Annotated in this window: 14 protein-coding genes; 10 read left to right on the top strand and 4 right to left on the bottom strand. The window is 39.1% G+C overall.

Annotated elements, in window-relative coordinates; genetic code table 11:
• Nucleotide 1: 1 nt before the first annotated feature.
• A complete protein-coding gene (gene nifB / locus QEN48_RS02160) occupies nt 2-907 on the top strand; it encodes a nitrogenase cofactor biosynthesis protein NifB (protein WP_347985118.1) in 906 nt (301 codons plus the stop codon).
• A 44-nt stretch (nt 908-951) separates the two neighbouring features.
• Here the strand turns inward: nifB and QEN48_RS02155 are convergent, their stop codons facing one another.
• From QEN48_RS02155 to QEN48_RS02145, 3 genes are all read right to left on the bottom strand, one after another.
• Nucleotides 952-1896 carry a sugar phosphate nucleotidyltransferase gene (locus QEN48_RS02155; protein WP_280108772.1) on the bottom strand — a complete coding sequence of 315 codons (945 nt, stop codon included), beginning with the start codon at nt 1894-1896 and terminating at the stop codon, nt 952-954.
• Between the two features lie 239 nt (nt 1897-2135).
• Nucleotides 2136-3488 carry a sodium-dependent transporter gene (locus QEN48_RS02150; protein ID WP_280108771.1) on the bottom strand — a complete coding sequence of 451 codons (1353 nt, stop codon included), beginning with the start codon at nt 3486-3488 and terminating at the stop codon, nt 2136-2138.
• A gap of 255 nt (nt 3489-3743) precedes the next feature.
• Nucleotides 3744-4949 carry a DUF401 family protein gene (locus tag QEN48_RS02145; protein ID WP_280108770.1) on the bottom strand — a complete coding sequence of 402 codons (1206 nt, stop codon included), beginning with the start codon at nt 4947-4949 and terminating at the stop codon, nt 3744-3746.
• A 192-nt stretch (nt 4950-5141) separates the two neighbouring features.
• Between QEN48_RS02145 and cheY the strand changes: the two genes are divergently transcribed.
• The 9 genes from cheY (at nt 5142) to QEN48_RS02100 (ending at nt 13375) form a co-directional block, all read left to right on the top strand.
• Entirely contained in the window at nt 5142-5504 is a 363-nt protein-coding gene (cheY, locus tag QEN48_RS02140; protein WP_280108769.1) for a chemotaxis protein CheY, read from the top strand.
• Between the two features lie 22 nt (nt 5505-5526).
• Nucleotides 5527-6555 carry a chemotaxis-specific protein-glutamate methyltransferase CheB gene (cheB, locus tag QEN48_RS02135; RefSeq protein ID WP_280108768.1) on the top strand — a complete coding sequence of 343 codons (1029 nt, stop codon included), beginning with the start codon at nt 5527-5529 and terminating at the stop codon, nt 6553-6555.
• Nucleotides 6556-6571: 16 nt separating this feature from the next.
• Nucleotides 6572-8512, top strand: a complete 1941-nt coding sequence (locus QEN48_RS02130) for a chemotaxis protein CheA (RefSeq protein WP_280108767.1) — start codon at nt 6572-6574, stop codon at nt 8510-8512.
• Nucleotides 8513-8545: 33 nt separating this feature from the next.
• Nucleotides 8546-9157 carry a chemotaxis protein CheC gene (locus QEN48_RS02125; protein WP_280109089.1) on the top strand — a complete coding sequence of 204 codons (612 nt, stop codon included), beginning with the start codon at nt 8546-8548 and terminating at the stop codon, nt 9155-9157.
• Nucleotides 9154-10335 (top strand): chemotaxis protein CheC, encoded by a 1182-nt coding sequence (locus QEN48_RS02120; protein ID WP_280108766.1) that lies wholly within the window; start codon nt 9154-9156, stop codon nt 10333-10335. Before QEN48_RS02125 ends, QEN48_RS02120 begins: the two co-directional genes overlap by 4 nt.
• A gap of 6 nt (nt 10336-10341) precedes the next feature.
• Nucleotides 10342-10854 (top strand): hypothetical protein, encoded by a 513-nt coding sequence (locus tag QEN48_RS02115; protein WP_280108765.1) that lies wholly within the window; start codon nt 10342-10344, stop codon nt 10852-10854.
• The gene (locus tag QEN48_RS02110) at nt 10851-11651 is read left to right on the top strand and encodes a protein-glutamate O-methyltransferase CheR (RefSeq protein ID WP_280108764.1); all 801 of its coding nucleotides are present in this window, start codon (nt 10851-10853) and stop codon (nt 11649-11651) included. The genes QEN48_RS02115 and QEN48_RS02110 overlap by 4 nt, the downstream gene beginning before the upstream one ends.
• A gap of 63 nt (nt 11652-11714) precedes the next feature.
• Nucleotides 11715-12878, top strand: a complete 1164-nt coding sequence (locus QEN48_RS02105) for an inorganic phosphate transporter (protein ID WP_280108763.1) — start codon at nt 11715-11717, stop codon at nt 12876-12878.
• Between the two features lie 20 nt (nt 12879-12898).
• Entirely contained in the window at nt 12899-13375 is a 477-nt protein-coding gene (locus QEN48_RS02100) for a hypothetical protein (protein ID WP_280108762.1), read from the top strand.
• Nucleotides 13376-13528: 153 nt separating this feature from the next.
• On the opposite strand, the gene QEN48_RS02095 is transcribed toward QEN48_RS02100, so the two are convergent.
• Nucleotides 13529-15091, bottom strand: a complete 1563-nt coding sequence (locus QEN48_RS02095; protein ID WP_280108761.1) for an AMP phosphorylase — start codon at nt 15089-15091, stop codon at nt 13529-13531.
• Nucleotides 15092-15154: the final 63 nt, after the last annotated feature.

Raw genomic sequence — 15154 nt, 5'->3', positions numbered from 1 at the left:
ATTGAATAAAGAAAACTACCTATCCGTAAACATAGACGGGAAGGAAGTACCCTTCGACCCCGAACAACTCAGAAAGATACAGAGCCATCCATGTTTTAGCGAGAAAGCATGCAGTCGGTTCGGACGGATGCATCTCCCGGTCGCACCAAAATGCAACATACAATGCAACTACTGCATACGCAAATATGACTGCGTAAACGAAACCAGGCCCGGCGTATCCAGCGACGTACTGACCCCACAACAATCATTAGAAAGAGCAGACGAAGTATTCAAAAAATATCCATACATCAAAGTAGTAGGGGTGGCCGGGCCTGGCGAACCCCTCTACAATCCAGAGACATACGAAACCCTCCGATTAATCAAAGAAAAATATCCAAACAAAATATTATGCATCAGTACAAACGGATTACTCCTACCAGAGAAAATAAAAGAACTGGATGAAATAGGAGTATCAAACCTAACAATAACAATCAACGCTGTAGACCCAGAAATAGGCAAAGAAATATACACATACATAAAACACAACGGCAAAGAATACAGAGGAAAAGAAGCAGCAGAAATATTAATCGAAAAACAGTTAGAGGGTTTAGAGAAAGCAATGGAAACAGACATGATAATCAAGGTCAACACAGTTTTAATACCAACAATAAACGAAGAACACATACCGGATATTGCGAAGAAAATACACGAAAAAGGAGTCTACCTACAAAACATAACTCCCTTGATACCACAATACAAACTAGAAGACATAGAACCCCCAACAAGACAACAAAAAAAAGAGATACAAGAAAAATGTAGTGAATATGTACGTCAAATGAAACACTGCCGTCAATGCCGGTCAGACGCTGTAGGCAAGTTAGGAGAAGACAAATCCTGTCAACAAAAAACCAACAAAAAAGAAAAATAACTCTATCTCAATTTTTAATTAAAAATTATCTAAAGTTTTTTTAATCATTCTTTGTTTTTTGTTTTTTTATCACTGATTACTTTGTTTTTTATTTCCTTGTCAACTATTTCTTCACCATCAACTATAACTCTATTTAGTTCACAGTTTTTTACCTTTGATTCTCCCACGATAATGCTGTCATTGATGGTTGAGTTCTCTATCAATGAGTTCTCTATATAGGACCTATTTACATTAGATGACTCTATTTCAGTTGATACAAATGTGTTTTCAGCTACGACAGTAGTGTATGCATCTATATATCCTTTCGGAGTTCCTATATCAAACCAGTTTCCTTCAAACTTAAATGCCCTTACATCTTCATGGTTTATCAACCACTCGATAAAGTAGCCGGGGGAATCCGGATTCAATCCTTCATTCATATAAGTATCAAGGTTTTTAACCCCCTTACTTGAAAGTAAGTAGAAAGCAATGCTTATTAAATTAGATTTGGGTTCACTGGGTTTTTCTTCAAAATCAACTACCCTCTCTCCATCAACTTCTAGAACCCCAAACTGGCTTGGATCTCCTTCAAGGTCATATGCAGCTAAACAAGAACCCTCTCCTTCTAAATAGAAATCGATAAATTCTGATAAAGAAAAAGAGACGTAGTTGTCACCAGCAACTATCAATAAAGGACCATCTAGGTTTCTGGAGGTAACTAATTGGTGAAGTGCACCGATTGCCCCCAGTTTCTCACCTTCTTTAATCGAGTCTTCAACAACAACCTCAACATCTCTGTAATCTCTAGAGTTTAGGTATAACTGAAAATCCTCTCGGAATTTTTTGTTTGTTGAGAGATAGACTTTGTCAACCCTCTCTTCTCCAACTAATTCATCCAATAGGTAATCAACAATCTCTTTCTCACCTAACGGTAGCAAAGGCTTCGCCTTATCCCTAGTTAGTGGCCATAGCCTTGTTGCAAATCCCCCTGCAAGCACAATTGCATCCATATTATCTTCAAATCCTTTTTCCCGTCTATGTGTTATAGGAACGCCGAACCAAGAATAAGAGTTAAATCCTCATATATTTTAGGCCAAACCACATTCTCCCAGATTTAGAAAAAAAATTGTTTCTTGTCAGCTGTAAGGTCAATTCCCTTGGTTTTAATTAAGTGTTATCGAAAAAAATAAAATAGTTTTTGAGAAACCCCGTGATAGGGTTTCTCGGATTTATTTATCCGGATTGGGTTTTAGAACATTCCAGTTATCCAGTCTATGTAGCTTACTCCAGCGTATTCTGCGAGATACCAATCGAAGTTGAGTAGTAGTACTATTCCTATAACGATTAGTATTGGTATTCTTACGTGCCAAAGCCATGCTCTTATGAGGCTTCTGTTCTCAACTCCTTTGGCAAGTTCTTCTTCGGCTTCTTCGTATATCCATCCAACGAAAATCACTAGTAAGAACATACCGAGTGGCAGTAGTATGTATGCGGTGAGGTGGTCGTATATATCTAGCCAATATAAGTCAAATGCGACTGGAACTCCTGATAGGAATATTGCTAAGCTGACGCCGGTTGCTGCTATCTTCCTGTCTATTCTGAAGTTGTCAACGATAAATGAGACAACTACTTCGAGTATGCTTATTGCACTGGATAATGCGGCGATTAGGACTGTGAAGAAGAACAAGAATCCTACTAGTTCTGCGGCTATGCCTGGTAGTTCAGCTATTGCACCGCCAAGACCTATAAAGAGTTCTCCTGCTCCACCATCGCCTGGTGAAACTCCCATTGTGAAAAGTATTGGGAAAACGACGAAACCGGTCATTATAGCTATCAATGTGTCCAGACCAACGATTGAGGCACCGTCTTGACCTAAGTTCTTGTCTTCACCGAGATAAGAAGAATAGGTTATCATTGCACCCATACCAAGCGATAGGGTGAAGAATGCCTGTCCTGCCGCGGCAGGTAATATCGATGTCCAGTTTTCAGCTAGAACCGCGAAATCAGGTTCTAGATACCATGTAACACCTTCCATAGCGCCTTCTAGCGTAAATGCATATATTCCAAGGAATATCAATAAAACGACTATTGCTGGAACCATTAGTTTAACCGCTATTTCAATACCACGTTTTATCCCGAGGAAAACGATTCCTCCGGTAAGTAACATGAATAAAGCGTGGAAAGCTAGGGCGTCGTATCCCATGGCTATTGCACCGAAATAAGCCTCGGGGTCTGCGAAGTAAGCTCCTGTAAGGCTTGCGCCGGCATATCGGAAGACCCATCCTCCGACAACGCTGTAGAACGCAAGTATCACGAAGGCAGTTGCTACACCGATTGCCCCTGCGAACATCCATTTTTTGTAGCCAAGTTCTTCAAACGCGTTAATTGGGTTACGTTGAGATCTACGGCCGATAACGAATTCGACGAGCATTGCGGGGAATCCTATTGCAAAAATAAACAATAGGTAGATCAATAGAAACGCTGCACCACCTTCTTGTCCAACCTGGAAAGGGAAACGCCATATGTTTCCCAGCCCGACTGCGCTACCTACGGCAGCCAGGATAAAACCCATCCGGGTTGCCCAGTTTTCTCGTTCAAACATTTCTTTAAAAAACTCAGACTATTTCCTTAAATACCTTTCGGATAAAACACCTAATTAATCATTAAAAAACCATTTATTGTGAGGTAAACATCACAAAAACAGCTGTTTGTAGTTAAAAACCTGACAATATCTCCAATCCATTTCTATGTGACAAACCCTATCACCCCAAAAAACCGGTTTTATACATTGTTTGGTAAGGAACATCCCTACCTCTTCATCTATCTGCTTGAGGGTCTTAATTCTCAAATATAGATTTTAGATAAATAGTATTACGATTATTAGGTTGTATAGCAGGAGGATTGAGATTGGTTTTGCTATCTCTATTAGGTTTTTAAATAAGTCTGAATCGAAGTATTCTCTTGTTACTACTAGGCATAGGTGTACCGGTGATGCTAGGTATCCTAGGAAACAGGATACGAATAACATGCTTATGTGTATGGGCTGTACTTCTGGTATGAAGGGCAGTATCAATGGAAATGAGATTCCTATTGCTGCCATCCCTATCCCTGTGACAACACCCATTATAAATGGTATTAATAGAACTATTAATTCGATTGGTATTCCGATAGTTCTTGAGAGCTCTACAACGATTTCTAGAGATCCGCTCTCTGTTAATACTTCTCTGAAAAACATTATCCCAAATACGGCTAACACTAGGTTTGGTGGGAAACCTTGTTTCATTATCATTATTGTTTTTTTGGTCTTGAGGCGCTCTATATTCTGAAGCACCAATAAGAGGAATGCTAGTGGTACAAAAAACCTTAGGCTTATATCTGTTATTCCATAAAGGGTTATTGCAATCAGGATTGGTGCTAAGCCATATATAACCGTCCATGTCCCGTTTAGATAGCCTTTATCACCCTCTATCTCTCCTTTCTCTAAGGGCCTTATATAAAATAGGTATCCAACTATTAGAGCAAGTAGAGCGACTGGTATTTGTATTAGTATTAATTGGTATAGGCTAACTTCTCCTAGCCTTGCTGCTAGTACTAGGTCTGGTGAGAATGGAAAGATGAAGAAGAAGAAATGTCTGAACCAGAAGTTTATTACGGTTTTTTCTTCATTTGTGGAGTTTAGTCTATCTGCTTCTGGCTCCATCACCGGTGCTGACATTAAGGCTCCACCAGGCATTGGTAATAAACCGAATATGGCTGGTATTGCTCCTATAGTTCCTCTACGTGACATTAATGACCTGAAACCATCTAAAACCTTATCTATTTGTCCTGTTTCTTTCATACCCACCCCGATCATGTTGATGAAAATAACTAATACGATTAGGTCGATTGTGCTTGGATCTATCAAGGTGTTTACAGTTGATTCAATGAGTTGATTGGGTGTGAACTGGCTTGTTAATGCTACTATTAGGGAGCCAACTATCATAGCCACTCCATAATCTACTCGTATTCGAACCAACAGTATTATAGATAATAATCCAATGATAACTCCAGTTAAACCAAGCATTTTATTCTTCCGTATATAGGGGGTTTAGATCATAGATTTGGGAAACTGTTTTTTTAGATAGATTAAGTCAAAAAAAATTGAATCGGCATGATTAAAGATTTTATTTATTAGTTTTTTTGGTTTTATCGTTTTTAATTTACCAACAAAATCTATAAAAACCGTAAAAATGTATTATAGTTTCAGTGGTTAATTATGTCTCAAAAAATAATGGTCGTTGATGATTCTGATTTCATGCGAAATCTTCTTAAACAAATATTGGAGGAGAAACACAGTGTTGTTGGAGAAGCTGAAAACGGTGCCGATGCAGTTCAAAAATATTTTGACCTCGATCCAGATATCACAATGATGGATATAGTTATGCCGGTTAAAACCGGTATCGAAGCAACAGCTGAAATCAAGAAACGTGATTCCAGTGCTAAAATAATTATGTGTACATCTGTTGGTCAAGAGAAAAAGATGGAGAAAGCGATACAAGCGGGAGCCGATGGATATATAACAAAACCTTTCCAGAAACCAAGTGTGATGGAAGCTATAAACGACGTTGTCTCCAACTAATATCTTGGTTGTTGATATCAATATGGTTAAGGCTTTAGTGGTAGATGACTCCCGTTTCATGCGGGAAGTTCTAAAGAACATACTTGAAAAAGGCGGTATAGAGGTAGTTGGAGCCGCTGAAAACGGAGTCGAAGCAGTAGAGAAAGCTGGTGCATTAAATCCAGATGTAATTACTATGGACCTTGAGATGCCTGAGATGGGGGGTCTTGAGGCTATTGAAAATATTATGGATGAAACTCCTACACCAATCCTTGTTATCAGTAGTCATTCTACCAAAAAAGCTGAAATGACGATGGAGGCATTGGATCGGGGCGCAGTAGATTTCTTCGTTAAACCTGGAGGAGATAAATCTATAGAGATATCTAGGATGTCTAGCGAGCTTGTTCAGAAGGTTAGGGCTGTAGCTGGTACAGAACCGGTTATCGATATAAGTTCAGAAAGACAAACCGATTTTAAGGGTATTAAAGATATAGAGGGTCAGCCGACACTTATTATTGGTGCATCTACAGGTGGGCCTAAATGTGTTGAAAAAGTTCTTTCAGACCTTCCATTGGAATCAGGTTTTAAGATTATTGTTGTACAGCATATGTCCAGTCCATTTACAAAACAGTTTGCTAAAAGACTGGATCGTTCCTCTGAATATAAGATACGTGAATCTGGAGAGCGGGATAAAATACGGGTTGGTGAGGGTTTGGTTGCTCGTGGTGGACACCATCTCAAGGTAATTAGTTATCAAAAAGATAGGGTTGGGGTTCGTTTGACAAATAGTCCTCCAGTAAATAGTATTAGGCCTGCTATAGATGTTACAATGATGTCGGCGGCTCGTAAGGTAGATGGTGTTTTAGTTGGCACCTTGCTTACAGGTATGGGTCGTGACGGTGTGGATGGTGCTAGAGCGATCAAGGAGGTGGGTGGCTCTGTGATAGTTCAGGATGAAGCAACTAGCCAGGTTTTTGGAATTCCTAAACGAGCGATTGAAGCTGGAGTTGTTGACAGGGTTTTACCTATAAATGAGATACCTAAAAATATCCTTGATGTGGTTAGAAGTTGATTAATGGTGTTTTGTGATGGAAGAATATTTAGAGAGTTTTGTGCTTGAAGGCAAGGAGATGTTGACCGAGATTAATAATGCTCTCCTTAAGATAGAGAAAGACCCTGAAAACAGGGAAGCTATTGACTCCGTTTTTAGGGCCGCACACACATTAAAAGGTAATTTTGGAGCTATGGGTTTTCAGGGAGCAAGCGATCTTTCCCATGCTATAGAAGACCTATTAGATGGAGTTAGAAGTAAGGAGATAGAGGTAACTTCTAAGAAAATGGATTCGGTTTTCAAGGGCGTTGACACTATTGAAAGCATGTTGAATGAGATTGAAGAGAGTGGTGAAACCACGATCGATCCATCTCCAATAATAGATGATATACGAAGTGAAATCGAGAACTCTTCAACTCCAAGTGATAACGGTGAAACAGAAGTTAAAGATGGATGGCTTAATGAAATTGAGGTATTTGATGGGTATTATATTGAGATAGAGCTTGAAAACTTGGAGATGAAGGGTATTGACGCTAAACTTCTATTCAAGTCACTTGATGGTCTTGAGGTCGTTAAATCAAACCCACCAATAGATGAGGTTTATGATGGGGAGTATGATGCTCGGATAGAGTTCGTATGCTCCATAGATACCTCCATTGAATCTATTAAAGATAAACTTGATAACTCAAGTAAGGTTGGTGAATACATCGTTAAGCCTGTTAAAGAGGTTTTAGATAACAACGAAGACGAAATAGAGTTTGGAAAAGACATTAAAGATTTGGAGACCACCAAACCAAGCGTTAGTTCTGTTTCTGATGGTCAATCTATGGAGAAGATTCAGTCGGTTAGAGTTGATACCGATCAAATAGATTCATTGATGAATCGAGTTAAAGAGCTTGTAACGACCCGTATAAGAATTAGACAGTCGATAGATAGTGGTGAAACTCTTAAAGTTGAGAAAGAGCTTAAGGAGTTGGATAAACTTTCTTCAAAGCTACAGAATATTGTTATGGATATCCGTTTGGTTCCGTTAAAGAAGGTTGTCAGTAAGTTTCCAAGAATGGTGCGTGACCTCGCCAACTCAGAGGGGAAAAAAATCGATTTAATCATTAAGGGTGATGACCTCGAGCTTGATAGAACCGTTCTAAATGAGATTGGAGATCCATTGATGCATTTACTGCGTAACGCGGTTGACCATGGTATTGAACCTCCTGAAGAACGCATAGAAGCAGGAAAACCTGAAGTCGGAGAGATAGTTTTGGAGGGCCGTCAAGAACAGGGTAAAGCCGTTATCGAGGTTAAAGATGACGGTCAGGGACTTGATGCTGATGCGATTAAAGAGAAAGCATTAGAGAGAGGTGTTGTCAATGAAAGCCAAGTTGATGATATGTCGGATAACGAGATCTATGAATTAATTTTTGAAAGTGGTTTCTCAACCTCAAGCGAAGTTACCGAGGTCAGTGGGAGAGGAGTTGGTATGGATGTTGTTAAAAACACAATATCCAAACTTGATGGCTCTATAGATATCAGTAGTGACCCCGGTAAGGGAACCAATATAAAACTCTCCCTACCTTTCACAGTTAGCATAATAAAAGTCTTGTTAATAGAAGTTGGGAATGAGGTATTCGGTATACCTGTAAAAAACCTTGATAAAATATTGAACATGGAGAACTCTACCAAGATTGATGGCCAAGAGATAATGGATATCGATGGAGAAACCTACAGGGTCCATAGGCTTGGAGAGGTTTTCAAAATACCTGATTCAAGCCCTAAAGGAATGTGTCTTAAAATTAAAGATGAAATCAGTCCAATGGCCCTACAGTGCGATAAAGTCATAAAGATTGAAGAAGTTGTTGTTAAAACCTATGGCAGTCTTGTAAGCAACACCCCTGGTATTGCAGGTGCCGCGATAATGGGTGAAGGCAAGGTAATAAACATAATCGATGTTGATACCCTGAGGAAGGCAAGCGAAACTTAATTTGTTTATATGATTATGGTGATGAATTTGAGCATGATGATAGATATAAGGAAACTTAGTATGTTTAATGAGATGGCTAAAGAAGGCGCCAACACAGTTGCAGATCAACTAACACAGATGACACAGATCGAAACTGAAATGCAGATTACAAAGATAAATTTCTTAGATATAGACAACATCAGAACCCATATGGGGTATGAAGATCGTATTGCAATTCGGATAAATCTCGAATCTATGCCTAACGGCTGTGTATTAATCTTTTTCGACGAAGATAGCGCTAAAACCCTCTCCCAAGTTATGTTAGCAGGTATGGTTGATGAAAACGGAGAGGACAGTGAGTTCAATGAGATGGAGCAAAGCGCAATACAAGAAATAGGCAACATAATGACAAGCGGATTCATAGACGGATGGGCAAACGTATTAAACACAACCATAGAGATAGGGACACCTAGATTCTATCACACAAGCGGAAGCAATATTGTCGACCAAGAAATCGATTTCGATGACGATGACATTGCTTTATTATTTGATTCACGTATACACACACCTGCAGCCGACTCCGAATCACTTTCAGGAGAAATATACGTATTTCCAAACCTAAACGACCTTGTTCAAATGATGAACGACATAGAGTTGGAAACATGAAGATACAGATAGATTCACTCGGATCCTTCAACCGAATGGCTATAAAAGGCGCTGACACCGCCGCTAAAAGCCTATCCATGATGGTCGATAAAGAAATAGATGTAGATGTCACCAAAGTCGACTTCATCCCAATAAAAGAACTGAACAAACACCTGAATGGCTCAAAATACAGAGGAGTAAACATCGATTACCAAGGAGGTTTAAAAGGCGGTTCAATAATTGTATTCCCACCGGAAAGCGCCAACCAAATAGTTGAATCATTAATGCCTCTAGCCGGCGATACAGCCAGTGATGAATTCGGTGAGATGGAGCAAAGCGCAATACAAGAAATAGGCAACATAATGACAAGCGGATTCATAGACGGATGGGCCGACATGCTCCAAACAGACATAGACATATCAACACCCAGATACATCGAGGGCCAGTGGAACCAGATGGTGCAAACAGAGATAGGTAATGAAACAAAAACCGACTTCATCATCGCGTTCGTAAGCGAGATGAAAACAGTTGGAGAAAGCATTAAATTCTATTTCTATATGTTCCCAGAACCAGATTCACTAGAAAACGCATTAAAAAAACATAGCGATAAAAAACAAGACCCAATAGATACAGAAGGCCTTAGAAAACTTAATGAAGTAACAAAAATCAGCGCTAAACAAATCTCTGAAAACCTCAGTACAATGACCCAGACACCAACCAACCTAAGAATAGTGAACCTCAACTTCATACCAATAGAGGAAATGGGGAATGAATTTAGTGATAAAAGCTGTGTAGCAAACGTATTCAAGTTTAATGGAAGCCTAAGTGGCTATGTACTGATAAAGTTTAGCGAAAAATCCGCGAAAGACATCGCCAGCAACCTCTTAGGAAAAGAAACCGATGAATATGGCGAGATGGAGCAAAGCGCAATACAAGAAATAGGCAACATAATGACAAGCGGATTCATAGACGGATGGGCCGACATGCTCCAAACAGACATAGACATATCAACACCCAGATATATGCATGACATGGGTACTTCAATAGTAGAATCTGTTTTAAGTTTGATGGCTGAAGACCAAAGACACGTATTTCTTTTCGATACAAAAATAGACGCAGCCAGCCAAGAATTTGAAAGCGATGTATATGTATTTTTCGAAAACGAGAGTATAAGAGAAAGCTTAAACGGCATGATGTGATAGCCCATGAAAATATATAGCGATAGAGACGACATCGGTAAAGACAACGAAGAGATAAACGTTGGAATAGGAGAATACCATGTAACAGATAATGGAGATACACTTAAAACAAATGGATTAGGGTCATGTGTAGGAATAGCGATATACGACCCAAAACAAAAAACCTCCGGACTATTACACGCCATGCTACCCTCCTACGAAGACTCAAGAGACAAAAACCCCAGTAAATACGTAGATTCTGGAATACAGCAAGTTGTAGACAAACTAACAGAAATGGGTTCACAAAAAAAAGACCTAAAAGCAAAAATCGTTGGCGGAAGCAATATGTTCAACTTCACAGGAGAAAACGGAACAATCGGAGAAAGAAACATAAAAGCAGCTAAGAAAAAACTCAACGAACTAGATATACCAATAATAGAAGAAGACACAGGAGGCAACTACGGACGATCAATAAAACTAAAACCAAACTCCTGGAACATAGAGATCAAAAGCGTTAAGAAAGGGGTTAAAGAGATTTGACAAACGACTTCAACAAACTAATAAACCATATAGAACGCAAACTCTCCTTCCACGGAACCTACTACGAAGAAAAATACCTAAAACGACGAATAAGAAGCCGAATGAAAAGAACCGACACAGAAACATACAACAACTACCTAAAAAAACTAAAAAAAGACCAACAAGAACAAAAAGAACTATTAGACACACTTAAAGTAAACGTAACAAAGTTTTTCAGAAACAAAGACGTATGGCAAGAAATCGACGAAATAATAAAAAAACTAATAGAAGAAAAACGACGACCAAAACTCTGGAGCGCTGCATGCAGCGATGGACGAGAAGCATACAGCCTAGCAATGCTATATCTAGAAAACAACGGCTCAAAACTAAGAAAAAACATAGTAACCGGAACAGACATCGATGACAAAGCACTAAAAAAAGCAAGAAAAGGAATCTACAAATCAAGTAGAACCGTAGACATAGAAAGACAACTCTCCTACCTAGACAACTACAAAAAATACATAGACGTCAACAAACAGACCTACAAAGCAAAACCAAAAATCAAAAAACTATGTAAATTCCAACACAAAGACCTCATAGCAGACCAGATAAACAAAAAATTCGACCTAATACTCTGCAGAAACGTCTTCATATACGTATCCAACGACTACAAAATACCCATATTCAAAAACCTAAAAAAAGCCCTAAACCCAGGAGGATACCTAATAATAGGCAAAACAGAAACAATGCCCTACAAACTAAGATCAGAATTCAAAACAATAAACAGAAGACTCCGAATACACAGAAAAAAACAATAAAACCAAAAAAAATAGATATAGTGGCCGAAAAAATTATTTCAAACTAACCCTATCCATCCCTAGATGCTTGAACTCTTTCTCATTATCGGTGTCCTAATCGCAGTTTTCGTAGGATTTAATATTGGAGGTTCTTCAGCAGGTATATGTTGGGGTGTACCCGTTGGCGCTGAAGTAATAACAAAAAACTGGGCAGCACTACTTTTCACATTCTTCGTATTTCTGGGAGGTTGGACAGTAGGTCGACGCGTAATCGACACTCTCGGAAGAGGACTCGTTCCCAGCGATATGTTCACACTTCAAGCAAGCATAATGATCCTACTGTTCATAGGTCTCGGAATATTAATAGCAAACCTATACGGTGTTCCAGTACCAACCTCAATGACTGCAGTTGGATCAATAGCAGGGCTCGGACTCGCAACAGGTACATTAAATTGGGAAATATTGGGTCGAATAGTAACATGGTGGTTAGTAACCCCAGTTATAGCTTTCTGGGCCGGAGCCGTAACAGGAAGGTATATCTATCCATATCTAGAGAGATATTTCAAATCAGAGAAATCAAAAGGCCCAATCCTAGATATAGGGTGGAGCGGAGTTAAACCAAAAATCAAGTTGGGGCCAAACACAACTTACCAAGAAATAATCTCAATAACCATTGTAATAGCAATCGGTTGCTTCATGGCTTTCAGTGCAGGAGCTTCAAACGTACCTAACGCCGTAGCACCACTTGTAGGAAGCGGAGAATTAGGAGAAAACCCCGCAATAATAATAGCAACCCTAGCCATCGGTTTAGGCGGATTCACAATAGCACGACGAACGATGGACAGCGTTGGAAACGACCTAACAGAACTACCCCTACTAGCAGCAGTAATAGTTGCAGTAGTAGCTGCAACAATAACAACTGGACTTTCATACATCGGAATACCTATCAGCCTCGTAATGGGAACAGTAATGACCATCGTAGGACTAGGATGGGGGCGGGCAAGTCGTGTAGCAACAGTAAAACAAGTAGCTACAGGAGAACAAGAGGTCGACCTAACAATAAACCCATTACTCGCCGAACAACCGAAAAAAGTAGCTAAAATAGGAGAAGAAAAAATAGAAGACATAGACACTGGAGAACGCCTAGTAAGGCCAAAAGCAATAGCTAAATTCGTCTCACTATGGATAATCGGCCCAACAGTATCAGCAGGACTGTCCTACGCATTCTTCACACTAACACTAATCTAAAAACAAACACAACCTCTAAAATGTCAATAAAAAAATCCAACAAAATACTAGAGAAATTGATTTGGGTCGAATCAAAAATATTCAACCCCCTAATAAAAAAAATATTAGATTCAAAACTCCATTGGCCATTAAGCACACGACTAATGTGCATCTCATACAAAGGCCATAAATCCGGTGAAAAATACACAACACCTGTTTATTACCATCCAAACAGAAACAGACTATTTGTAATAACGATGAAACAAGAAGCCAGTTGGTGGAAAAACTTTAGAAAAACACATCCAGTAAAAATAAAATATAAAGGAAAAACATACAAAACAACCGGAGATGCAGTTATAGACCCAGAAACCATCTCAAAATATCTAAAGAAATTAATAAAAAAATCATGGCACTGGAAAATACTACTAAAGATATATGGCGTACCAATTAACCCAACAGAAAAACAAATCAGGGAAAAATCAAAAAGACTCGTTTTAGTTAAATTCAAAAAACCCTAAAAAACATTTTTTTAAGTTTCCCTACTCAAATTAACTCCTACCTAACCCTCCCTCCACCCCCGCTCCCTAAAGCAGTAAGGCAACGAGACATAGGAAATTGGTAAAAAAAGATGAGGATGGAGTAGAGTGGATTGGAGTGTGGGGGTGGTTGGTTTATAGCTCTGGTATTCTTTCTAACACTATTCCCTCTATTCCTAGTGGAAATTGTTTTTTAGCTTCTTTCATTCCTTCTTTCAGTTTCCATTCCTCTTCTGCATATAGTTTTATTAATGTGTCTTTCTTGCATACATTGTCGCCGCCTTTTTTACATATCTCTAATCCTGCTTTTTTATCCGACGGAGAGCCGAGAGCTCTTGCAATACTGACCAACGCTTTATTATCTACAGATGTTACATATCCCTCTGAAGGTGAGGTTAAAGTTTCTTGATATTGACCAACCTCTATATCTTTGCTTGTGATTTCGGGGTTTCCGCCCTGAACTTCAATTATTTCTTTAAGTTTTTTAAGCGGTTTTCCGCTCTCCAGTAGTTTCTTAGCTTTATCTCTACCCTCATCTCTCGAGGTGGTGCCTGCCATCTCAAACAAAATTCCTGCGATTGAACAAGATTTTTCAATCAAGCTTTTAGGAATTTCTTTTCCTTCTAAAGCCTTCAATGCTTCACGAGCTTCAAGAGCAGGTCCAACTGCTTTCCCTATAGGTGAGCCACCAAAAGTTACAGCACACTCTATATCCATATCCAGTCTATCACCTAATTCAATAAAGTCTCTAGCCAGTTTAGATCCTTCTTTACGGTCTTCAATCTTGGTTCCAGCACCAACCGGTATGTCTATAACGACTTTATCTGCTCCAATAGCCTTTTTTTTAGCTAAAACACTGGCAATCAAAATAGATACAGGATCTAAAGACAATGGATATTCAGCACGAATTATCTCATCATCTGCTGGAGCTATGTGTGTTGAACCACCCCACACAATCGCGCCACCAACCTCCTTAGTCATCTGATAAATCTCTTTCGCAGTAAACTTAACAGGAGCTAATACCTCCATTATATCAGCAGTTCCCGCTGCACCAGTAATAGCTCTCGAAGAAGTTTTAGGAATTAAAAGGCCCGCCGAAACAACAATTGGAACAATCAATAAAGTTATTTTATTACCAGGCACCCCTCCAATTGAATGTTTATCGACAACAGGATACTCACTGAACTCAAGGCGTTCACCATACTCAACCATAGCTTCAGTCATCCATTGTACTTCATCCATAGACATATCCCTGATAGCTACAGCAGTTACAAGCGCTGATAACTCATAATTACTTAGATTTCGGTCAGCAATATCCTTAACCAACTCATACATCTCATCTCTAGAAAGAGAATCTCCATAAATCTTTTTACGAACATAATTAGCTGAGTCAGGACGTCCAGTAGGGGCGATCTCAACAACATCTCCTTCCTCAACACCAATTTTCTCAGCAAAATCAGAAACAAGCCCTACCTCACTTTCACCAACAATATCACTTGTAATAGCTATGAAAGTAGTGGCAGAACCTGTCTTACCACTAACCATCACCCTATTCCCATGACATACACCAAGCGATCTAGAAACCTCATCACTCAAAATCGCTTTCTCACCATCAATCCGAAGATCGATAACTTTCGATTTAAGCTCCATATATAATGTTTGGTATGGCAAAACAGAAATAACTGACCTAAAAACCACCAAAAAAACCATGAACCCAAACTTTTGAAAAAATATATATGCTTTAATAATGTTACATAGTAT

The organism is Methanonatronarchaeum sp. AMET-Sl (assembly GCF_029854155.1).
Taxonomy (GTDB): domain Archaea; phylum Halobacteriota; class Methanonatronarchaeia; order Methanonatronarchaeales; family Methanonatronarchaeaceae; genus Methanonatronarchaeum.
This window is presented reverse-complemented; position numbering and strand designations above follow the sequence as displayed.